This window comes from Streptomyces sp. NPDC033178 (assembly GCF_055577685.1).
Map to the genome: position 1 here is coordinate 312,178 of NZ_JBVIPT010000012.1, position 19,241 is coordinate 331,418.

Consider the following 19,241-nt stretch of genomic DNA (forward strand, 5'->3'; position numbering starts at 1 on the left):
CGCAACCATTCGCCGTACGTCATGCGTCCGTACATCAGTACGCCGATTGCTGCGGGCCGTGGAAGGGACACCAGTGGACATGGGCGTGATACGCCGACGTCTGGCGCTGGGCACCGCCCTGGTGACCGCGTCGGGGCTGCTGGCGCTCGCGGGCCCCGGGGTGGGTGACGCGTCGGCGGCGAGCCCGTGCTCGGGGCGGAAGGTGCGCACGGTGACCTTCTCCACCGGGTACGTGCAGGTCTACAAGAAGCGCGGCTACGTCTGCGCGGTGACCCGTCCCAAGAAGGTGGGCGCCCGCAAGTACATGTTGGTGAGCGTGCGGGCGTGGGGGAACCAGGCGGTCCCCAACGAAGGAATGTTCAAGAAGTACGCGGGCCCGGTGAGGGTGCACGCCGGCAACCGCTGTGTGTGGATCAAGGGCGCCGTCGGCTCGGGCTCGGTGAGCACGGGCTGGATTCTCTGCTGAGCGGACACTCCCGGCCGAGTTGTGCGATCTTCGTGCCCTCCTGTCCGTAATGCGCGCAACATCCCCTGGTGCGACAGCAGTTGCTCCGCTAGGTTCCGGCGGACATCTGCGTATTCAGGGGAGAACGCATGCGCAAAACGCTCAGATGGCTGTTGTCTCTCGTGGTGCTGATAGGCACCGTGAGCACGGCCGGGGCGGCCACCGCCGCCCAGCCGGACGCCACCGGCACGAATGTCGTCACCGACGACGCAGCGGACATCAAGGACCGGCTCCTCGCGATACCGGGCATGAGCCTGATCGAGGAGAAGCCCTACACCGGCTACCGCTTCTTCGTCCTCAACTACACCCAGCCCGTCGACCACCGGAAGCCGTCCAAGGGCACCTTCCAGCAGCGGATCACCGTGCTGCACAAGGACATGGCCCGCCCGACGGTCTTCTTCACCGGCGGCTACAACGTCTCCACGACCCCGCGCCGCAGCGAGCCGGCCCAGATCGTGGACGGCAACCAGATCTCGATGGAGTACCGCTTCTTCACTCCGTCCCGGCCCGCGCCGGCCGACTGGAGCAAGCTGGACATCTGGCAGGCCGCCAGCGACCAGCACCGCATCTTCAAGGCCCTCAAGCCGATCTACGACAAGAAGTGGATCTCCACCGGCGGCTCGAAGGGCGGCATGACCGCCACCTACTTCGAGCGCTTCTACCCGCGTGACATGGACGGCGTCGTCGCGTACGTCGCCCCCAACGACGTGGTGAACAAGGAGGACTCGGCCTACGACCGGTTCTTCGCGAAGGTCGGCACCAAGGAGTGCCGCACCCGGCTGAACGCGGTGCAGCGCGAGGCACTCGTCCGCCGTACGTCGCTGGAGAAGAAGTACAAGGAGGTGGCCGCGGCCGAGGGCTACACCTTCAACACCATCGGCAGCCTGGACAAGGCGTACGAGGCGGTCGTCCTCGACTACGTCTGGGGCTTCTGGCAGTACGGCACGCTCGCCGGCTGCGACGCGATCCCGGCGGACGCGAAGAACGCGACGGACGACGAGATCTGGACGTCCGTCGACACGATCTCCGGCTTCTCGTTCTACACGGACCAGGGCCTGGACCCGTACACGCCGTACTTCTACCAGGCGGGTACGCAGCTCGGCGCGCCGACCATCGTCTTCCCGCACATCGAGAAGAAGTACATCCGCTACGGCTACCAGCCGCCGCGGAACTTCGTGCCGCGCGACATCTCCATGAAGTTCCAGCCCGGCGTCATGCACGACGTCGACGCGTGGGTGAAGCGCAACGCGAACCAGATGCTGTTCGTGTACGGCCAGAACGACCCATGGGGTGCCGAGCCGTTCCGCGTCGGCAAGGGCGCGCGTGACTCGTACGTCTTCACGGCCCCCGGCATGAACCACGGCGCCAACGTCGCGGGCCTCGTCCCCGACCAGAAGGCCCTCGCCACGGCCCGGATCCTGGAGTGGGCGGGCGTCGCCTCCGCCGCCGTCCAGGCGGACCCGGACAAGGCGAAGCCGCTGGCCAAGTACGACTCGAAGCTCGACAAGCGCAAGGTGGAGCGCCAGCTCAGGCCGTAACCGGCCGACGCGGCAATCGCCTTGCCGCGCCCGTCCGGTGGAGTCCTCGGGGAAATTCCCGGGGCTACACCGGGCGGGCGCAGCCCACCGGCTTCGGCCCGCCCAGCTGGACGTACAACGCCGTCGAGGCGGGGCAGCCGGTGCGCTTCTCCACCGCCGCGGTCACCTTGAACTCCGGCGCCTTCTTGCCCGTGCTGTCGCACGACGTCTCACGGACCTCGCCCTCGCCCGCGCTGTAGACACAGTCGCCCACGATGGTGCGGGGGCCACCGCCGCCGCCCGGGTCGCCCGGATGCGGGGCCTCCAGATTGCGCATACAGGCGTAGCCCTGCGGGACCGCGCCGTCGCCGTCCTCGTCGGCCGAGGGCTTCTGCTCACTGATGTGCAGCACGAAGTCCGTGGTGGCGGGGCAGGGCGGCCCCTCGCCGACCTTCCCGTCGTGCCGCGCGACCACCCGTGCCGCCGCCTTCTCGCTGGTGCACGGCACCTCGGTGAACGACTCGCGCCCGAACGAGCTGCACTCGTCGATCGCGAGGAACACCACCCCGTATCCCGAGGCCCGCGTCGGAGCCGGAGTCGTCTCGTCCAGCCTGCGCTCCTCGGTCCCGGACGACTGCTGGCATCCCGTGAGCGCCGCCGCCAGCATCAGCAGCGCGCACACCATCCCCGTACGACGTGCTCCCACGCCCCGTCCATCGCGCATGGCACTCCCCCCGATCCCCCCGCCCAGCGTGACCCGTCGTGGCGGGCCCCGCCAGGCGTACGGGGTGCTTTGCGTCAGTTGGGGTCGGTGCGCCGGGTGTGCGGCGTAGGTCCCGTACGTCAGGACCAGTAGGCGGGGCCCGATACGTCGTGGCTAGTACCTCAGACCGTGCCCGACGGGGTACAGCACCTCCGTCGGCTCGTCCGCCTTCTGCACCGGCACCGGCAGTTCACCCACCGGGTCGGCACGCCCCGCGAGCACACGCACGGCGGCGCGCAGCTCGACGTCCGTCCAGGAGTACGCCGCCAAGTAGGCCTTCACATCGGGAAGTTGGGCCACGTCGTACGGATTACGGATGGCGAGCGCGACCACTGGACGGCCCGTGGCGAGCAGATGGTTCACGAGCGTCCGCTGGCTGGAGGCGGCCGTGACGTTGTACGTCCCCACGAGCACCGCGTCCACGTCCTGGGCCGCCGCGACGGCCTTCGCGATGGTCGCGTCGGAGGGGGCCGTGCCCGTCGAGAGAACCGTGGCGGTGAAGCCCAGCTCGGTCAGCGCGGCGCCGAGCACGGTCGTGGGCGGCCCGGTGGTACCGGACGGCGAGGCGGGATCGGCCCCGACGACGAGCACCTTGCGATGCGTACGACGCGAAAGCGGGAGCAGACCCCCGGAGTTGACGAGAAGAGTCGTGGTCCGCTCGGCGATGCGATCGGCGGCCTTGAGGTGCGACGAGATTCCCACGACCCGGTCCACCCCGCGCCGAGTGACATACGGATCCTTGATCAGCCCCAGCTTGGCCTTCAGCCGCAGCACGCGCAGGATCGATTCGTCGAGGCGCGCCTCCGTCAGCTCGCCACCACGGACGGCCTGGAGGACGGCGTTCCAGGCGACGTCGAGCTTCGGCGGATTAAGGAGCTGATCGACACCGGCCTTGAGCGCGAGTACGGGCACCCGATCGTCCCCGTACTTGGTCCGTACGCCCTGCATGCCCAGCGAGTCCGTCACCACGACCCCGTCGTAGCCGAGCCGCTCGCGCAGGATGCCGGTGAGGATGGGCCGGGAGAGGGTCGCCGGGTCGCCCGACGGATCGAGCGCCGGGACCATGATGTGCGCGGTCATGATCGAGTCGATCCCGGCCGCGATCGCGGCGCGGAACGGCGGCGCGTCGAGCTCGGCCCACTGCGCCTCGGTGTGCTCGATGACGGGGAAGCCGTAGTGGCTGTCGGTCTCGGTGTCCCCGTGCCCCGGGAAGTGCTTGGACGTGGCGGCCACCCCGGCGCTCTGATACCCCTTCACCTGCGCGGCGACCATCCCCGCCACCGCCTGCGGATTGGCACCGAAGGACCGTACGCCGATGACCGGGTTGGCCGGGTTGACGTTCACGTCGGCGACAGGCGCGTAGTCCTGCCGAATACCCATCGCCCGCAGCTCGGCACCGCCGATCCGCCCCGCCGTACGGGCGTCCGTGCGCGAGCCGCCGGCCCCGAGGGCCATGGCGCCCGGGAAGAGCGTCGCGGGCTTGCCCACCCGGGCGACGATGCCGTGCTCCTGGTCGGTGGAGATGAGCACGGGCAGCCCGCGGGGCTGTGCCAGCGAGGCCTTCTGGATGCCGTTGCTCAGGTCCGCGATCTGGTGCGGGTCACGGGTGTTGTGCGCCCACCCGAAGTAGATGATCCCGCCGACCCGGTACTTCGCGATCAGCTCGACGGCCGTCCGTACGCCGATCTCCTTGAGGTTGGCGTCGATGTCGGCCTGGTCGGGCGCGGTCGCCGAGTGCCCGTACACCCGCATCACGAAGAGCTGGCCGACCTTCTCTTCGAGCGTCATACGGGAGATCAGGGCCCGGAGCCGCTTGTCGTCGTGCCTGCCGGTGTCGTCGTCCTCGGCCTGCGCCGGACCGCCGCCGACGGCGACGACCGCCGCCGCGCCCGCGGTCGCCGCGAGCAGCGTACGTCTGGAGGTGTGCACGTGCGCTCCTTCCGGAGAGGGCCCGAAGGGCCCGTGGAGGGGCGAGCATGAAGGAAACTTCCAAGGAGTCACGGATATCCGGGAAATTTCTGCCAGTCAATAGCGCGGACGGCGGACACGGCGGATACACCCCGCCTGGGCTCTTCCGGCGGGGATGCCCGGGGTCCTGCCTGTGGGGGGAGCGGCCAGGGGAGGAATCACCACTCGCCGACGTACGGACTGCCTGACGCAAGAGGGGCCGCCATCGGCGCTGTTGGAGGGGGGCGCGCCGATGACGGCGTGCTGCCGGCCGCAGGCGGCGGAGAGGGTAAGTCAGCGATCGCAGCCAGCAGCGAGGCCGACACCGCACTGCGGTGACTCATCCGGCAGCATGCGAATTGGACGGCGGGTGGCGGGGATGGGTTCCCCGGATTCCGCTGATTCCCGGAAATTGGTACAGGTGGGCACGGGAGTGCACAACGGGGTTGGTGTGGTGCTGTTTTGGGCCGCGCGATTGCAGTCGTTGTGGCGCAGACGTGATGGCGCCGATGCCGGTGTCACGCCACAGACGCGGCGACGCGAGGCTCCCGCGCGCTGAGGTCCCGGTACAGGACGGCGACCACCGAGCACACGAACGGCAGAACCACCAACGGCAGCAGGAGCAGGGCCACCGCCGTCGGCGTGATCAGGACCAGCACCCCGGTGATGTACGGGTTGTCGTCGCTCAGCCACAGCATGCCGAGGCCCAGCACGTGCGCGACGGGAGCCGCCGCGTACCGCAGAACGACGAACACGAGCACGACGGCGGCCGCGAGCAGCAGACCGATGCCGTACGTCTTCCAGGGCGCCCTCTTCGTCAGCGCCCAGGCACGTCGTACCGCCGCCCTGGACGAGGAGTTCTCGGTCACCAGCGCGGCGGTGGCCACGCAGTGGCGGAAGTACACCAGCAGGGCGAGCGCCGCGATGGTGATCGGCAGGACGCCACCCACGAGCCGGTACTGCCAGGTCGCGGTCTCACCCACCAGCGTCCGCTCGACACCCGGCACTTCCCCAGAGTCCGCGAGGACGGAGGTCATGAGCGCGAGGAATCCCACCGCTCCGACGCGCAGCCAGACCCGCCACTGCACCCAGTAGGCGACCCCGACATGCGGACGCATCCGCGCCCACAACTCACGGACGGTCAGGCTCCTTTGGCCCTCCTCCGGCGTGTGCTCGAAGGCCACGGTGTACGCGGTCTGCAACACGGCGACGACGCCCGCGGCGAGGGCCAGCAGCAGCACCGTGACGCCCGCGCCGACCTGCTGAAGGTTCTCCATCGTCCCGTCGATGTACGCCGCGATGGGGTCCTCGTAGGCGACATCCTGGTCCGCACTCCTCCGCACCTCCTCGAACGTCCCCCACGACAGGAGGAACCCGGCCCCCACGACCGCGCTCCCCACGAGGGTGGTGAGCCCGGTGACGAGGAGCGTGAGCCGATAGAGGGGCCGCCAGGTGAGGCGCAGATTGCGGAGGGCTTCGCGGATCAGCATGAGGGGTGGGAAGCGGTCCTTACCTCGGTTATGAAGACGCCCCAGGCGACGGGGGAGACCCGGAGGGAGGGGCGTGTGATGTCTTTGGAATCACGGATGTGGATGGCGGAGGTGGTGGCCACCTCGACGCATTCGCCGCCACTGGAGTCGCTGTAGCTGCTTTTGAACCACGTCAGTTGGGTCATAGCTCACCTGCCAACTGCTCGATCAGGGCGACGGATTCCTCCGGGTGGAGGGCCTGACTTCTGATCATCGCATAACGGCGTGCCAGAAACCCGACCTCGTCTGGCCTGGAAACGAGGGTGCTCTGACCGTTGCCCTCCATGTACACCAAGGTGGTGTTCTCAGGAGTTTCCAGCACGGTCAACGGCCCCTGGAGCCCCGCATGTCCGGCCATGGTCGTCGGCATGACCTGGAGCACCACGTTCGGTCGTTCCATGCAGGTGATGAGGTACTCGTACTGTGCACGCATGACCTCGGAGCCACCGGTTTGCCGTCGGAGTGCAGCCTCTTCGAGGATGACGTTGATGACACACACCGGCTTGCGGTCGAAGAGCGCCTTGCGTTCCATGCGAGCCGAAACCAATTGCTCGACTTCGTCCTCATCGAGCGGCGGGAACGCGCAGTTCAGTACGGCACGGGCGTACTCCCCGGTCTGCAGCAGGCCATGAAGGAGCTGCGTGCAGTACGAGGAAACGCTCAACGCCTCCTGCTCAAGCTGAACGAACCCCTGAAAGTGGGCCGGATAGCGCTCCAGGCGCAAATACTTGGCCGCAGCCGCGATCAATCCACCGGCCTCCAGCGCCTTCTCCGCAGCCTCGATGAACTCATCCGTCGCCGGCTTCGCGCACGTCTCGACCGCGCTCACCGCGGCCCCCGTATAAGCCATCCGCTCGCCCAACTCGGTCTGCGACAACCCCGCCTTCGTGCGCAGCATCCGCAGTACCTCCGCGAAATACTGCGCGGCAGGTGACGACGAGTTCTTCTTGGGTTGCGCCATCGCGAACCTCCCCCTTCACACGGCCACCGTGCTCAACACACCTCAACGCCAATCAACGCCCGCCCGCACGGAGTTACCTCCCGCAGGCGTCGACGCTCGGTCACTGGTGACGGTAGCCACCAGGGCCGACAGTGTTCACGTGAACACAGAAAGTGACGGAGTAAACCTCCGAGACCTCCGAGTCCGGACATGGCGGCGCAGGCTCACACCGGTGACCCGCTCCGTGCCGGAGGCCCGCCGCGGGGCCAGGTCCGTACTCACGGAATGGCGGATCCCGGTAGACGCGGCGGAGGCGATCGAACTGATCGTCTCGGAGCTGGCGACGAACGCGGTACGCCACGCCCGCGTCCCCGACCGCTTCTTCGAGGTGGCGCTCACCTACGACGGCGAGAAGGCGGTGCAGATCGAGGTCTCCGACGCATCGCTCCGCCTCCCGGAACCCCAAGTCCCGTCCCTGGAAGCGGAGTCGGGCCGGGGCCTGCCCCTCGTGGCGGCGCTGGCGGAGAGCTGGGAACTCAGAGACAGAGTGATCGGCAAGACGGTATGGGCGAGAGTGCTCACGCAGTAGGCACGCCTACAGGGGGGTCCGGCGTGCCGGTCGACGCGGCGCCGCCCTACGCCGACTCGTTCAGCAACCGCGCCAGATGCTCCCGGCCCGCCCCCAGCAACCCTTCGAGCGGCGCGGCCGACGCGTACCACCGCTTCTCGTACTCCCAGCACAGCCAGCCGTCCCAGCCCTCGCGGGACAGAAGCTCGACGCACTCGGTGAGGGGGAGGACACCCGTGCCGAGCGGCAGCGGGGTCGTGTCGTCGGCGGAGGCGATGTCCTTGACCTGGATGTAGCCGAGGTGCGGGGAGAGCGCGGCGAAGCTGGCCGGGGGCTGTTCGCCGCCGAGCCAGGTGTGCATGACGTCCCACAGGGCGCCGGCCTGGCGGTGGCCGACCAGGCCGAGGACGCGGATCGCGTCGGCGCCCGTGCGGTGCGAGTCGTGGGTCTCAAGAAGGATGCGTACGCCCAGGTCGGCGGCGTACTCGGCGGCCGTGCCCAGGCGCCGGGCGGCCGTGGCGTCGGCCTCCTCGGGGCTCTGGTCGGGGCTGCCGCCGGGGAAGACGCGGATGTAGGGCGCGCCGAGGTCCCGGGCCAGTTCGAGGAGGCCGCGGATCTCGGCGATCACGGGGCCGTCGTCGCCGGGCGCCGCGACGCGCGCGTACCCGGCGAGGCCCAGGATCTCGATGCCCGCGGCCTTGAACTCGGCTGCCACGTCGGCCCGTTCGGTGAGGTCGATGCCGGGGTGGACCGGCTCCTCGGGATGCGCGCGCAGCTCGACGCCGTGATAGCCGTGCGTGGCGGCGAGCCGCACCACGTCGCTGATCGGGAGTCCGGGAACGCCGAGGGTGGAAAAGGCCAGCTTCATGAGTCGGACAGTACCCGCCACTCGTCTTCTGTCACTCGCGCGTGCCGCACGGTTCCGGAGATCGAATCCCGGCGGCGCCTCGCGGGTCCGGAGGCCGACTCCGGGCAGCGCGCCCCGAAGCCCCCGGGCGCCCCCTGCCGCGCCCGGCCAGGTAGGTCTCGGCTCAGCCCGTGGTGTGCAGGTCCAGGCGCCAGTCCTGGCCGTTGAGGTCGGTGCCGAAGGAGCGGTGGGGTTTCTCGTCGACTAGGACGAAGCCATGGCGCTGGTAGATGCGGCGGGCGGCGGAAAGGACGTCGTTCGTCCACAGGACCATCTCCCGGTAGCCGACACCGCGTGCGAACTCGACGCAGGCGCCCACCAGTTGATCGCCGATGCCGAGGCCGCGCGCGTCCGGTTCGACGAGCAGGAGGCGCAGCCGGGCGGCGCCGGGCGCCTCGTCCCGTACGCACATTACGCAGCCCACCGGACGACCGTCGAGCTCCGCGATCCACACGCGCTCCAGGTGCGGGTCGTGGTCCTCGGCGAAGTCGGCGACGATCCGGGCGACCAGGCCCTCGTAGTCCGTGTTGAAGCCGTACTCCGAGGCGTAGAGCGCGGCGTTGCGCTGCACGACCCAGCCGAGGTCGCCGGGTCCCGGCTCGCGCAGCAGCACGTCCTCGCGACGCGGCGGCCGACGGCCGGCGTCCGAGAGGATCTCGCGGATGTCCCGCATGGCCTCGGCGAGCCGGGGCCGGTCCTGGGGCGGCACGGTGGAGAGCAGCGAGCCGACGGCCTCCCGCGAGCGCTCGTTCAGCAGATCGGCGGTCTCCCGGCCGCGGGCCGTGAGCGTGATCCGGCGCCGCCGGGTGTCCTTCTCCGACGGTGACCGCTCGATCAGCCCGTCCTTCTCGAACTTCGCGAGCAGTCGGCTCAAGTAGCCGGAATCCAGACAGAGTTCACCGCGGAGGTCGGCCGCGTCCGTACGGGGCGAGTGGGCGAGTTCGTACAGCACACGGGACTCCGTGAGCGTGTACGGGGCGTGGAGCTGGCGGCTGTAGTCGAGCGCGCCGATGAGGTTCGTGTAGAAGCGGTTGAAGGCACGGATCTCTTGAATGGTCATGACGTCCGGCACCTGCCTTTGACACCTGCCTTGTGGTTCGCACATCGGGCTGGATAGCTGACTCAGTCAGAGATTATGCCCGCTGTGGCCGATAAGCGCACGGGTTTTTCCTTGCCGCGCGCGCTGTTAGCGTGGCCGTCCGAACGAGGGGGAGACTCGTGATGACGAGCACATCGAGCACGTTCCGTATCGGCGGGGACCTGGAGGTGGGGCGCCTCGGTTTCGGGGCGATGCACCTGTCCACGGAGCCGGCAGACGCACGCGAGACCGCCATCGCGGTGGCCCGGCGGGCCGTCGAACTCGGAGTGACACTGATCGACACGGCGTACATGTACGGCGGGGGAGCCAACGAGGAACTGCTGGCCGAGGCCCTGTACCCGTACGCGGACGGGCTGCTCGTCACCACCAAGATCGGCCTCGAACGGTCGGAGGCCTCGGGAGAGTGGGAGCTGAACGGCCGCCCGGAGGTCCTGCGGACCCAGGTCGACCGGGCCCTGCGCCGCCTCCGCATGGAACGAATCGAGCTGCTACAGCTGCACCGCATCGACCCGGCGACCCCGCTCGCCGACCAACTCGGCGCGCTGCGGGACCTCCGGGACGAGGGCAAGGTGGGCCGGATCGGCCTGTCCGAGGTCACCGTCGACGAACTCGACCAGGCCCGGCAGATCGTGGACATCGCGAGCGTCCAGAACCGCTACAACCTGCTCGACCGCGAGCATGAGCCGGTGTTGGCCGCCTGTGAGGCGGCCGGTATCGCGTTCCTGCCGTGGCGGACCGTGGCGTGGGGGACGTCCGGGGACCGGGCCGAGATCGCGGCGATCGCGGCCGAACTCGACGCCACGCCCACCCAGGTCGCCCTCGCCTGGCTCCTCGGGCACTCACCTGTGATCCTGCCGATCCCTGGCACGGGGCGGCTCTCCCACCTGGAGGAGAACGTCGCGGCGGGTGGGCTCCGCCTGGGCGGGGGTCAACGGGGTCGCTTGGATGCGCTGTAGCCCTCCCGGGGTGCGGGTGGGCGGGGACTGACTGCGCGGTTCCTCGCGCCCCTAAAAGCCGAAAGATTGCGCCGTTCCCCGCGCCCCTAGAAGTGCGGGTGGGTCGTGGCTCGGTGCGCGGTTCCTCGCGCCCCTGAAAGACGGGGGCGTAAGCCCCTCTCTCAAGTGCCCCCCACCCCTCCGGCTGCCGCCCTCCCGACGAAGGGGTCGTGTCGGGGTTTCCGATCGCAGCACGACCTCTGATGGGCAACGTGTTGGTGCGGGATGACACAGCTGCGATCGGATGCCCCGTCGCGGCCCCGACCCGAGAACCCAACGGCAGGCGCATCTTTCAGGGGCGCGAGGAACCGCGCACCCCAGCCACAACCAACCCCCACCCACCACACCAACCTCAGGAGTTCTTGGGCGCGCCCGTAGACCCCCGCACCATCAACTCCCCCCGAATCGTGGCAATCCCCCCGGGCGGCGCCTCCTCCCGCCCCATGGCGATCCGCCCCGCCCGAGTCCCCGCGTCCGCCAACGGCAACCGCACCGTTGTCAGCGCAGGCACCGCATCAATGCTGAAGGGAAGGTCATCGAAGCCCACGACGGACACGTCATCCGGAATCCGCAACCCGGAGTCCCGCAGAGCCGCACACGCTCCAAGAGCAACCGTGTCATTCGCCGCGACAACAGCCGTCAACTCCGGATCACGCCGCAGCAGTTCGAGCGTCGCCTCGTACCCGGCCCGCCGGTCGTACCGCCCGTGCACAGTCCGCGAGGGCTCGTCCGGAATACCGTGCGCGGCAAGCGCATCCCGATGCCCCTCAAGCCGATGCCGCGTGGTCGTCCGCTCCTCCGGCCCCGCGATATACCCCATCCGCCGGTGCCCGAGCTCGATCAGATGCTCGGTGAGCCGCCGCCCCCCACCCCGGTTGTCGAAGGTAAGAGCGACCGCGTCGGTGTCGGCCGGCGCCGGCGGCCGCCCGCACAGCACGACCCGCGTCCCCGCCGCCGCGAGCTTGCGCAGCTTCGTGGCCACGGCCTCCGCATGCGCGGTGTTCTCCACGGCCCCACCGGTCAGCACGACCGCCGCGGCCCGCTGACGCTGAAGCAGCGTGAGATACGTGAGCTCCCGCTCGGCGGAACCTCCGGTGTTGCACACAACGGCGAGCCGCTCCCCGCCGGCCCGGCCCCCCGGCCCCCCGATCTCGCCCTGGATCGCCCCCGCCATGATCCCGAAGAACGGGTCGGCGATGTCGTTGACCAGAATCCCGACCAGGTCGGACGTCGCCGCGGCGAGCGCGCTCGCGGGGCCGTTCAGTACATAATCCAGCTCGTCCACGGCCCGCAGCACCCGCTCACGGGTGGAGGCGGCCACGGGATAGTTCCCGTTCAGCACGCGCGACACCGTCGCGGGCGAGACCTGCGCGCGGGCCGCCACGTCCGCCAGGGTCACCGTCATCTTCGTCGTCCTCCGGTCGCGCATCTCGTCATACGTCCTCGTCCAAGCCCCTGCACACGCGGGCGCTCCAAGCCCCGACGCGCACGTGCACACACCCCACGTGCACACACCGCATGGGCACGCCGCACAGGCGCACCGCACCGCTCCGTGCAGACCCTAAGGCCGAACCCCCCAGTTGTTCGCCCCCTCGAACAACTCATCCCCGTCACGGTCTTGTCCAGACCGCTCCTCAGAGGCTAGCTTCTCTACACATAGAAAGCGCTTGCTGTGACGCTCACCAGTTCACCAGGGTGCACCGGACGTACCGGGGTCCACCTGTGGGGCGTACGCGGCGCGGGACGCGTACGAAGGGAATCACGTGACACGCAAGACGGTGCGCATCGCGATGAACGGTGTGACGGGACGCATGGGCTACCGCCAGCACCTCGTCCGCTCGATCCTCGCCCTGCGGGAACAGGGCGGTCTCGACCTCGGCGACGGCACCGTGCTGTGGCCCGAGCCGGTCCTCGTGGGCCGCCGCGAGCACGCCCTGAAGGCGCTCGCGGAGCAGCACGGCCTGGACCCGGCGAACATCTCCACGGACGTCGACGCGGTCCTCGCCGACCCGACCGTCGAGATCTACTTCGACGCCCAGGTCACCTCGGCCCGCGAGGAGGCGATCACGAAGGCGATCGCCGCGGGCAAGCACATCTACACCGAGAAGCCGACGGCGACGGGCCTGGACGGCGCCCTGGAGCTGGCCCGGCTGGCCACCGCCGCGGGCATCAAGCACGGCGTCGTCCAGGACAAGCTCTTCCTCCCGGGCCTGCTCAAGCTGAAGCGGCTCATCGACGGCGGCTTCTTCGGCCGCATCCTCTCCATCCGTGGAGAGTTCGGCTACTGGGTCTTCGAGGGCGACTGGCAGTCGGCCCAGCGCCCGTCCTGGAATTACCGCTCCGAGGACGGCGGTGGCATCGTGGTCGACATGTTCCCGCACTGGGAGTACGTCCTCCACGAGCTGTTCGGCCGCGTGAAGTCCGTACAGGCCCTGACCGCCACGCACATCCCGCAGCGCTGGGACGAGCAGGACAAGCCGTACGACGCCACCGCCGACGACGCGGCCTACGGCGTCTTCGAGCTCGAAGGCGGAGCCATCGCCCAGATCAACTCCTCCTGGGCCGTCCGCGTCAACCGCGACGAACTCGTCGAGTTCCAGGTCGACGGCACCGAGGGATCCGCCGTCGCCGGCCTGCGCAACTGCCGTGTCCAGCACCGTAGTTCGACGCCCAAGCCGGTCTGGAACCCCGACATCCCGGCCACCTACTCCTTCCGCGACCAATGGCAGGAGATCCCCGACAACGCCGAGTTCGACAACGGCTTCAAGGCCCAGTGGGAGCTCTTCCTCAAGCACGTCTACGCCGACACGCCCTACCACTGGGACCTGCTGGCCGGCGCCCGCGGCGTCCAGCTCGCCGAACTGGGCCTGAAGTCCTCGGCCGAGGGCCGCCGTTTCGACGTACCGGAGATCGCACTGTGACGAACGGGCAGATCCAACTACCAAACACAGAAGGCGTGTTGCGCGCCTACACCCCCCGCGCCGAACCCCTGCCCCTCACCACCGGCTCCCCCTTCACCTCCCGTACGGTCTACTCGGCGGCCCACGTGGTCGCCGATCCGTACGCCGACACCACCCCCGACTCGCCGGCCGCCGTCGACTGGGACGCCACCCTCGCCTTCCGCCGCCATCTGTGGTCCCACGGGCTCGGCGTCGCGGAGGCGATGGACACCGCCCAGCGGGGGATGGGGCTCGACTGGGCGGGGGCGGCCGAGCTGATCCGCCGCTCGTCGGCCGAGGCGAAGGCGGTCGGCGGGCTGATCGCCTGCGGTGTCGGCACCGATCAGCTGCAGGTCACCGAGGTCGGCTACCCGTACAGCCTGGACGAGGTGCGGGCCGCGTACGAGGAGCAGCTGGCCCTCGTCGAGGAGTCCGGATCGCGGGCCATCCTCATGGCCTCGCGGGCGCTGGCCGCCATCGCCAAGGGACCCGAGGACTACCTGGAGGTCTACGGCCACCTGCTGCGCCAGGCCGCCGAGCCAGTGGTCCTGCACTGGCTCGGCCCGATGTTCGACCCGGCGCTCGAAGGCTACTGGGGCAGCACCGACCTCGACGCCGCCACCAGCACCTTCCTGGAAGTCATCGCCGCCCACCCCGACAAGGTCGACGGCATCAAGGTCTCCCTCCTCGACGCCCAGCGCGAGATCGACCTGCGCCGCAAGCTCCCCGACGGGGTGCGCTGCTACACCGGCGACGACTTCAACTACCCCGAGCTGATCGCGGGCGACGACCAGGGCTTCAGCCACGCCCTGCTCGGCATCTTCGACCCGCTGGGACCCCTGGCCGCCGAGGCCGTACGCGTCCTCGACACCGGCGACACGGGCGGCTTCCGTGAACTCCTCGACCCCACCGTCGAGTTGTCCCGCCACCTCTTCCAGACCCCGACCCGCTTCTACAAGACGGGCGTGGTCTTCCTGGCCTGGCTCGCGGGCCACCAGGAGCACTTCACGATGGTCGGCGGCCTCCAGTCGTCCCGCTCGCTCCCGCACTTCGCCCGCGCGTACGAACTCGCCGACGGCCTGGGCCTGTTCCCGGACCCGGCCCTCGCCGAGGCCCGTATGAAGAACCTGCTCTCCCTGTACGGAGTGAACCAGTGAGCCCCAGCCCCCTCGGCGACCTCTCCCGCTTCAGCATCAACCAGATGACGGTCAAGCAGCTTTCGATGCCCGAACTGGTCCAGGCCTGCCTGGAGTTGGGCGTCCCGGGCGTCGGACTGTGGCGTGCGCCGGTCGAGGCGTACGGTCTGGAGGAGACGGCCAAGCTGGTCCGTGACGCCGGTCTGGCCGTCACCACCCTCTGCCGCGGCGGCTTCTTCACGGCCATCGACCCGGCCGAGCGCGCCGAGGCCCTGGCCGACAACCGCCGTGCCATCGACGAGGCGGCCACCCTGGGCACGGACACGCTCGTGCTGGTGTCCGGCGGCCTCCCGGCGGGCTCGAAGGACCTCCACGGCGCACGGGAGCGCATCGCGGACGCGCTGGGGGAGCTGGGCCCGTACGCGGCCTCCAACGGCGTCCGGCTGGCCATCGAGCCGCTCCACCCGATGTACGCCTCCGACCGCTGTGTGGTCTCCACCCTCACCCAGGCCCTCGACCTCGCGGAACGCTTCCCCGCGAACCAGGTCGGCGTCGCGGTCGACACGTACCACATCTGGTGGGACGACCGGGCGCCCGCGCAGATCGCCCGCGCGGGTGCGGGCGATCGCATCCACACCTTCCAACTCGCCGACTGGACAACCCCGTTGCCCGAGGGCGTCTTGAACGGCCGGGGCCAGATCGGCGACGGCGCGATCGACATGCGCGAGTGGAAGGGGTACGTGGAGGCGGCCGGCTACACCGGCCCCATCGAAGTCGAGCTGTTCAACGACGGGCTGTGGGCCAGGGACGGCCGCGAGGTGCTCGCGGAGACCGCGGCACGGTTCGTGGAGCACGCGGCCTGAGAAACGGCCGTACCGTTCCGTACGCCCCGGACCGCGGACGTCGGTCCGCCCGTGACCCTGTCACAGGCGGACCGACGTCCGCGTCTCGTGCACCTCTTCGTCGTCGGTGAAGACGCCGGACGCCGACGCCCCGCCGAGGAGCGCGGTGACGAGCGCCGCCGCACCGACCAGGGTCCACCGCGTCCGCCAGGGCCCGGTGCGCGCCGGTGCGGTGTTCAAGGGCGCGACGACCGCGGGTACGGAGGCAGGTGCGGCGTCCGCAAGCAAAGACGTGGGCACAGGCGTGGGCACAGGCGTGGGCATAGGCACAGACACAGGCCCGCACGCGATGTCGGTGCGGGCGTCCAGCCATGCCTCCGCTTCGGCGCCCCGAACCCCGCACGCCGCGACGAACGCGGCGACCAGTTCCTCGCGGGGCAGCCGTTCCCGGCCGAGCATGCTCGCCGCCGTGGAGTACGGCAGGCAGTGGCCCGCCTCCGCCGCCCGGCGCTCCAGCCGGCGGTAGCTGAGGCCCGACCACGCCTTGAGGCGCCGCAGCCCCGCCACGAAGGCGGCGGCGTCGGTGTCCGGCGGGGTGGGCGGTGCGGTGGTCATGACGGTGGTCCCCCCTGGTGAGCTGGACGTACACGGGTTCGCACAAGCTCGAACACCCTGACAGCTTGAGGAACGGCGACAGCGGTGGTCAACCTCGGTGCGGATTCCCGATGTTGGAGGTCATAGGTCATATGGGTCAGCCCCGCCGCCGCCGTACTGCCGCCGTCGTCACCGCCCTGGCGACCCTGCTGACGCTGGGCGCGTGCGCCGAGGAGCGCGCTGCCGGGCCCGGCAAGAAGCCCGCCAGAGAGCCCGCCAGAGAGCCTGCCAAGGAGCGGTCGGCCGCCGGGTCCGCCGCGAAGGCGCGCGACGGGGAGTCGGTCGCCGACTTCCTCCGCCGGACCGTCCCCGCCGGTCCCGGCGGAACCGTCGTCGCCGCACGCGGCGACGAGCTCGCGTACTGCGGAGGCTTCGGGACGGCGGACCGCGCCGCCGGCACCCCCGCGAGCTGCCGCACGGTCTACGACATCATGTCGATCACGAAGCAGTTCACCGCCGCCGCGATCCTGAAGCTGGAGGTGATGGGACGGCTGCGGGTGAGCGACCGGATCAGCCGGTTCCTCGGTCCGGTTCCCGACGACAAACAGGACATCACCATCGAGCAGTTGCTCATGCACACATCGGGCCTGGTCGAGGGGCTCGGCGACGACTACGACCCGGTCTCCCGCGACGAGATGGTGCGGCAGGCCCTGGCGTCGAAGCCGCAGTCGGCCCCGGGGAGGGAGTTCCACTACTCCAACACCGGCTACAGCCTGCTCGCCGCGATCGTCGAGAAGGCGTCCGGGGAGGGCTACGAGCCGTTCCTCGCCCGGCGGCTGTTCGGTCCGGCGGGGATGAAGCGGACCGGATACGTACTGCCCCGGTGGCCGCGGCACCTGGTCGCGGTGGAGTACGACAGCAAGGGGCGCAGCAAGGGCAGGCCCCTCGACCATCCCTGGGCCGCCGACGGACCGTACTGGAACCTGCGCGGCAACGGCGGAATGCTCTCCACCGCCGAGGACATGTTCCGCTGGCACCGGGCCCTGTCGGGCGACGAGATCCTGCCGGAGCGGGCCAGGCAGAAGCTGTTCGCGCCCCGCGTGCGGGTGCCCGACTCCGACGACGGCTGGTACGGATACGGCTGGGCCGTCCGAGAGAGCCCCGAAGGCCGGGTCGTCTGGCACGACGGGGGAAACGACTGGTCGCTGGCGGTCCTCACGAGGTCGCTGCGCGACGGCGTCCTCGTGTACTGGGTGAGCAACCACGCCTACCAGGACGGCAAGTGGAATCTTGAGGACCAGGCGGAGAAGCTGACCCTGGGCATCGCCGACCGGGTCCGCGCCGAGGGCGACTGAGGCAGCGACCGTCCCCGGCCGGCCCGGCGCCGACGGACCTCACATCAGCCCCCTCGTCGGACCTCAAAAAAATCTCAGGAGACCGTGCAACCCTCCCCGCACTCCGTGGGTCGTACTTGGCATCAGGACTTCTGGAGGGGGATCCGGGGGGATCGCGGGGGTTCTGGTTTTGGGGGAGGGGAAACCGAGGGGGCCCGGTCGACGGACCGGGCCCCCTCGAAGCTTGTCCGGCTCGAAGCTGGTCCGGGCACTCATGCCCAGGGCTCACCGGGGCCTAGAAGAAGACCCCGCAGTGCAGCAGCACATTCGCGTAAGGGCGGGCCTCGCCGGTCCGCACGATCAGGCGGGCGCCGGCCGAGAGGATCTTCAGGTCCTCGTGGGAGACGTGGGTCAGCGCGTAGGGGAAGCGGTCGGCCAGCAGCGCGGACGCCTCCGGGTTCGCCTCCCGTACCTCCTTCGCCGCCGTGGCACTCTCCACGACCAGTTCCTCCAGCAGGCCCTCAAGGACCTCCTCGAAGGACGGGACGCCCGCGCGGAAGGCGAGGTCCACCACCCGTGGTCCGGCCGGGATGGGCATGCCCGCGTCGCAGATCAGTACGCCGTCGCCGTGCCCCAGCTCGGCTATCGCACCCGCGAGATGACGGTTCAGGATTCCGGCCTTCTTCATACGGCGGCGACCTCTTCGGCGGTGGGGAAGGACGCCTGCGCGCCCTCGCGGGTGACGGCGACGGCGCCCACGCGGGCCGCGTACGCCGCCGAGTCCGCGAGGGACTCCCCGGCCCCGAGGCGCCAGGCCAGGGCCGCGGTGAAGGAGTCGCCCGCGCCGGTCGTGTCCACGGCGTTCACCTTCACGGACGGCACCCGGGCCGTGCCGGAGGCGTCGGCGACCAGCGCGCCCTCCTCGCCCAGGGTGACGACCACCGAGCGCGGACCGAGGGCGAGGAGCGCCTCGGCCCACTGCTCGGGCGTGTCGCCCGCGTCGGCGCCGAGCACCACCCGCGCCTCGTGCTCGTTCACGATCAGCGGGTCACAGGCCGCGAGCACCTCCTCGGGCAACTCCCGGGGCGGGGACGGGTTCAGTACGAAACGGGTGCCGGACGGCAGACTCCGTACGACCTCCACGACCGTCTCCAGCGGGATCTCCAGCTGGGCCGAGACCACCCGGGAGGCCGCGAGCAGGGCCGAGGCCGCGTGGACGTCGGCCGGGGTGAGGCGGCCGTTCGCGCCGGGCGACACGACGATGCTGTTGTCGCCCGACGGGTCCACCGTGATCAGCGCGACCCCGGTGGGCGCCCCGCCGACGAGGACCCCGGCCGTGTCGACCCCGGCCGCCCGCTGCGAGTCGAGCAGCAGTCGGCCGTGCGCGTCGTCGCCGACCCGGGCCAGCAGCCCCGTACGCGCCCCGAGCCGGGCGGCGGCGACCGCCTGGTTGGCGCCCTTGCCGCCCGGGTGGAGGGCCAGGTCGGAGCCGAGGACGGTCTCCCCGGCGCCCGGCCGCCGCTCGACTCCGATGACGAGGTCGGCGTTGGCCGATCCCACGACCAGCAGGTCGTAGTCGTACATGAACAGTCTCCCTGTGGGGGTGAGTTGAGGGCGGGTGGACGG

19 protein-coding genes are annotated in these 19,241 nt (G+C 70.2%); 8 read left to right on the forward strand and 11 right to left on the reverse strand.

The genetic code is table 11. The features are described 5' to 3' along the window. Positions 1 to 79 precede the first annotated feature (79 nt). Both ACZ5VQ_RS29065 and ACZ5VQ_RS29070 read left to right on the forward strand, forming a co-directional pair. Positions 80 to 466 carry a hypothetical protein gene (locus ACZ5VQ_RS29065; RefSeq protein ID WP_469107452.1) on the forward strand — a complete coding sequence of 129 codons (387 nt, stop codon included), beginning with the start codon at positions 80 to 82 and terminating at the stop codon, positions 464 to 466. 128 nt (positions 467 to 594) lie between these two features. Next, positions 595 to 2,043 carry a S28 family serine protease gene (locus tag ACZ5VQ_RS29070; protein ID WP_469107453.1) on the forward strand — a complete coding sequence of 483 codons (1,449 nt, stop codon included), beginning with the start codon at positions 595 to 597 and terminating at the stop codon, positions 2,041 to 2,043. A 64-nt stretch (positions 2,044 to 2,107) separates the two neighbouring features. Here ACZ5VQ_RS29070 and ACZ5VQ_RS29075 read toward each other — a convergent pair whose 3' ends face one another. The 5 genes from ACZ5VQ_RS29075 to ACZ5VQ_RS29095 all read right to left on the reverse strand — a co-directional run bounded on the left by ACZ5VQ_RS29075 (position 2,108) and on the right by ACZ5VQ_RS29095 (position 7,222). Then, positions 2,108 to 2,746: a hypothetical protein gene (locus ACZ5VQ_RS29075; RefSeq protein ID WP_469107454.1), complete on the reverse strand. Its 639-nt coding sequence runs from the start codon at positions 2,744 to 2,746 to the stop codon at positions 2,108 to 2,110. Between the two features lie 153 nt (positions 2,747 to 2,899). After that, positions 2,900 to 4,714 carry a glycoside hydrolase family 3 protein gene (locus ACZ5VQ_RS29080; protein WP_469107455.1) on the reverse strand — a complete coding sequence of 605 codons (1,815 nt, stop codon included), beginning with the start codon at positions 4,712 to 4,714 and terminating at the stop codon, positions 2,900 to 2,902. A gap of 536 nt (positions 4,715 to 5,250) precedes the next feature. Next, positions 5,251 to 6,222, reverse strand: coding sequence for a hypothetical protein (locus ACZ5VQ_RS29085; protein ID WP_469107456.1), 972 nt, complete (start codon positions 6,220 to 6,222; stop codon positions 5,251 to 5,253). After that, positions 6,216 to 6,407: a DUF397 domain-containing protein gene (locus tag ACZ5VQ_RS29090; RefSeq protein WP_469107457.1), complete on the reverse strand. Its 192-nt coding sequence runs from the start codon at positions 6,405 to 6,407 to the stop codon at positions 6,216 to 6,218. Before ACZ5VQ_RS29090 ends, ACZ5VQ_RS29085 begins: the two co-directional genes overlap by 7 nt. After that, entirely contained in the window at positions 6,404 to 7,222 is an 819-nt protein-coding gene (locus tag ACZ5VQ_RS29095) for a helix-turn-helix domain-containing protein (protein ID WP_469107458.1), read from the reverse strand. The genes ACZ5VQ_RS29090 and ACZ5VQ_RS29095 overlap by 4 nt, the downstream gene beginning before the upstream one ends. A 211-nt stretch (positions 7,223 to 7,433) precedes the next feature. Here ACZ5VQ_RS29095 and ACZ5VQ_RS29100 point away from each other — a divergent pair, with 211 nt between their 5' ends. Then, positions 7,434 to 7,790 (forward strand): ATP-binding protein, encoded by a 357-nt coding sequence (locus tag ACZ5VQ_RS29100; RefSeq protein WP_469107459.1) that lies wholly within the window; start codon positions 7,434 to 7,436, stop codon positions 7,788 to 7,790. Positions 7,791 to 7,836: 46 nt separating this feature from the next. Here ACZ5VQ_RS29100 and ACZ5VQ_RS29105 read toward each other — a convergent pair whose 3' ends face one another. Together ACZ5VQ_RS29105 and ACZ5VQ_RS29110 are read right to left on the reverse strand one after the other, a co-directional pair. Continuing rightward, a complete protein-coding gene (locus tag ACZ5VQ_RS29105; RefSeq protein WP_469107460.1) occupies positions 7,837 to 8,637 on the reverse strand; it encodes a sugar phosphate isomerase/epimerase family protein in 801 nt (266 codons plus the stop codon). A 163-nt stretch (positions 8,638 to 8,800) separates the two neighbouring features. Next, a complete protein-coding gene (locus tag ACZ5VQ_RS29110) occupies positions 8,801 to 9,736 on the reverse strand; it encodes a bifunctional helix-turn-helix transcriptional regulator/GNAT family N-acetyltransferase (RefSeq protein WP_469107461.1) in 936 nt (311 codons plus the stop codon). 161 nt (positions 9,737 to 9,897) lie between these two features. Here ACZ5VQ_RS29110 and ACZ5VQ_RS29115 point away from each other — a divergent pair, with 161 nt between their 5' ends. Continuing rightward, entirely contained in the window at positions 9,898 to 10,731 is an 834-nt protein-coding gene (locus tag ACZ5VQ_RS29115) for an aldo/keto reductase (RefSeq protein WP_469107462.1), read from the forward strand. Positions 10,732 to 11,122: 391 nt separating this feature from the next. On the opposite strand, the gene ACZ5VQ_RS29120 is transcribed toward ACZ5VQ_RS29115, so the two are convergent. Then, entirely contained in the window at positions 11,123 to 12,175 is a 1,053-nt protein-coding gene (locus tag ACZ5VQ_RS29120) for a LacI family DNA-binding transcriptional regulator (RefSeq protein ID WP_469107463.1), read from the reverse strand. Between the two features lie 358 nt (positions 12,176 to 12,533). Between ACZ5VQ_RS29120 and ACZ5VQ_RS29125 the strand changes: the two genes are divergently transcribed. Genes ACZ5VQ_RS29125 through ACZ5VQ_RS29135 form a run of 3 tightly spaced genes read left to right on the forward strand, consistent with a single transcriptional unit; the run spans position 12,534 to position 15,708 of the window. After that, positions 12,534 to 13,691: a Gfo/Idh/MocA family protein gene (locus ACZ5VQ_RS29125; RefSeq protein ID WP_469107464.1), complete on the forward strand. Its 1,158-nt coding sequence runs from the start codon at positions 12,534 to 12,536 to the stop codon at positions 13,689 to 13,691. A gap of 11 nt (positions 13,692 to 13,702) precedes the next feature. Next, positions 13,703 to 14,866: a dihydrodipicolinate synthase family protein gene (locus ACZ5VQ_RS29130; RefSeq protein WP_469107496.1), complete on the forward strand. Its 1,164-nt coding sequence runs from the start codon at positions 13,703 to 13,705 to the stop codon at positions 14,864 to 14,866. A gap of 44 nt (positions 14,867 to 14,910) precedes the next feature. Continuing rightward, positions 14,911 to 15,708 carry a sugar phosphate isomerase/epimerase family protein gene (locus tag ACZ5VQ_RS29135; protein ID WP_469107497.1) on the forward strand — a complete coding sequence of 266 codons (798 nt, stop codon included), beginning with the start codon at positions 14,911 to 14,913 and terminating at the stop codon, positions 15,706 to 15,708. A gap of 60 nt (positions 15,709 to 15,768) precedes the next feature. Here ACZ5VQ_RS29135 and ACZ5VQ_RS29140 read toward each other — a convergent pair whose 3' ends face one another. Beyond that, positions 15,769 to 16,302 carry a hypothetical protein gene (locus tag ACZ5VQ_RS29140; protein WP_469107465.1) on the reverse strand — a complete coding sequence of 178 codons (534 nt, stop codon included), beginning with the start codon at positions 16,300 to 16,302 and terminating at the stop codon, positions 15,769 to 15,771. Between the two features lie 131 nt (positions 16,303 to 16,433). Here ACZ5VQ_RS29140 and ACZ5VQ_RS29145 point away from each other — a divergent pair, with 131 nt between their 5' ends. After that, positions 16,434 to 17,636 carry a serine hydrolase domain-containing protein gene (locus ACZ5VQ_RS29145; RefSeq protein WP_469107466.1) on the forward strand — a complete coding sequence of 401 codons (1,203 nt, stop codon included), beginning with the start codon at positions 16,434 to 16,436 and terminating at the stop codon, positions 17,634 to 17,636. A gap of 274 nt (positions 17,637 to 17,910) precedes the next feature. Here ACZ5VQ_RS29145 and rbsD read toward each other — a convergent pair whose 3' ends face one another. Beyond that, positions 17,911 to 18,303, reverse strand: a complete 393-nt coding sequence (gene rbsD, locus ACZ5VQ_RS29150) for a D-ribose pyranase (protein ID WP_200398053.1) — start codon at positions 18,301 to 18,303, stop codon at positions 17,911 to 17,913. Next, entirely contained in the window at positions 18,300 to 19,199 is a 900-nt protein-coding gene (gene rbsK, locus ACZ5VQ_RS29155; protein WP_469107467.1) for a ribokinase, read from the reverse strand. The genes rbsD and rbsK overlap by 4 nt, the downstream gene beginning before the upstream one ends. Between the last annotated feature and the right edge of the window lie 42 nt (positions 19,200 to 19,241).

What these genes read in the sequence shown, in the direction of transcription:
- ACZ5VQ_RS29145 (WP_469107466.1), top strand. Translation starts at nt 16,434, where the DNA reads ATGGGTCAGCCCCGCCGCCGCCGTACTGCCGCCGTCGTCACCGCCCTG.
- ACZ5VQ_RS29120 (WP_469107463.1), bottom strand. Translation starts at nt 12,175, where the DNA reads ATGACGGTGACCCTGGCGGACGTGGCGGCCCGCGCGCAGGTCTCGCCC.
- ACZ5VQ_RS29065 (WP_469107452.1), top strand. Translation starts at nt 80, where the DNA reads ATGGGCGTGATACGCCGACGTCTGGCGCTGGGCACCGCCCTGGTGACC.
- rbsK (WP_469107467.1), bottom strand. Translation starts at nt 19,199, where the DNA reads ATGTACGACTACGACCTGCTGGTCGTGGGATCGGCCAACGCCGACCTC.
- ACZ5VQ_RS29085 (WP_469107456.1), bottom strand. Translation starts at nt 6,222, where the DNA reads ATGCTGATCCGCGAAGCCCTCCGCAATCTGCGCCTCACCTGGCGGCCC.
- ACZ5VQ_RS29110 (WP_469107461.1), bottom strand. Translation starts at nt 9,736, where the DNA reads ATGACCATTCAAGAGATCCGTGCCTTCAACCGCTTCTACACGAACCTC.
- ACZ5VQ_RS29090 (WP_469107457.1), bottom strand. Translation starts at nt 6,407, where the DNA reads ATGACCCAACTGACGTGGTTCAAAAGCAGCTACAGCGACTCCAGTGGC.
- ACZ5VQ_RS29070 (WP_469107453.1), top strand. Translation starts at nt 595, where the DNA reads ATGCGCAAAACGCTCAGATGGCTGTTGTCTCTCGTGGTGCTGATAGGC.
- rbsD (WP_200398053.1), bottom strand. Translation starts at nt 18,303, where the DNA reads ATGAAGAAGGCCGGAATCCTGAACCGTCATCTCGCGGGTGCGATAGCC.
- ACZ5VQ_RS29075 (WP_469107454.1), bottom strand. Translation starts at nt 2,746, where the DNA reads ATGCGCGATGGACGGGGCGTGGGAGCACGTCGTACGGGGATGGTGTGC.
- ACZ5VQ_RS29140 (WP_469107465.1), bottom strand. Translation starts at nt 16,302, where the DNA reads ATGACCACCGCACCGCCCACCCCGCCGGACACCGACGCCGCCGCCTTC.
- ACZ5VQ_RS29115 (WP_469107462.1), top strand. Translation starts at nt 9,898, where the DNA reads ATGACGAGCACATCGAGCACGTTCCGTATCGGCGGGGACCTGGAGGTG.
- ACZ5VQ_RS29135 (WP_469107497.1), top strand. Translation starts at nt 14,911, where the DNA reads ATGACGGTCAAGCAGCTTTCGATGCCCGAACTGGTCCAGGCCTGCCTG.
- ACZ5VQ_RS29095 (WP_469107458.1), bottom strand. Translation starts at nt 7,222, where the DNA reads ATGGCGCAACCCAAGAAGAACTCGTCGTCACCTGCCGCGCAGTATTTC.
- ACZ5VQ_RS29105 (WP_469107460.1), bottom strand. Translation starts at nt 8,637, where the DNA reads ATGAAGCTGGCCTTTTCCACCCTCGGCGTTCCCGGACTCCCGATCAGC.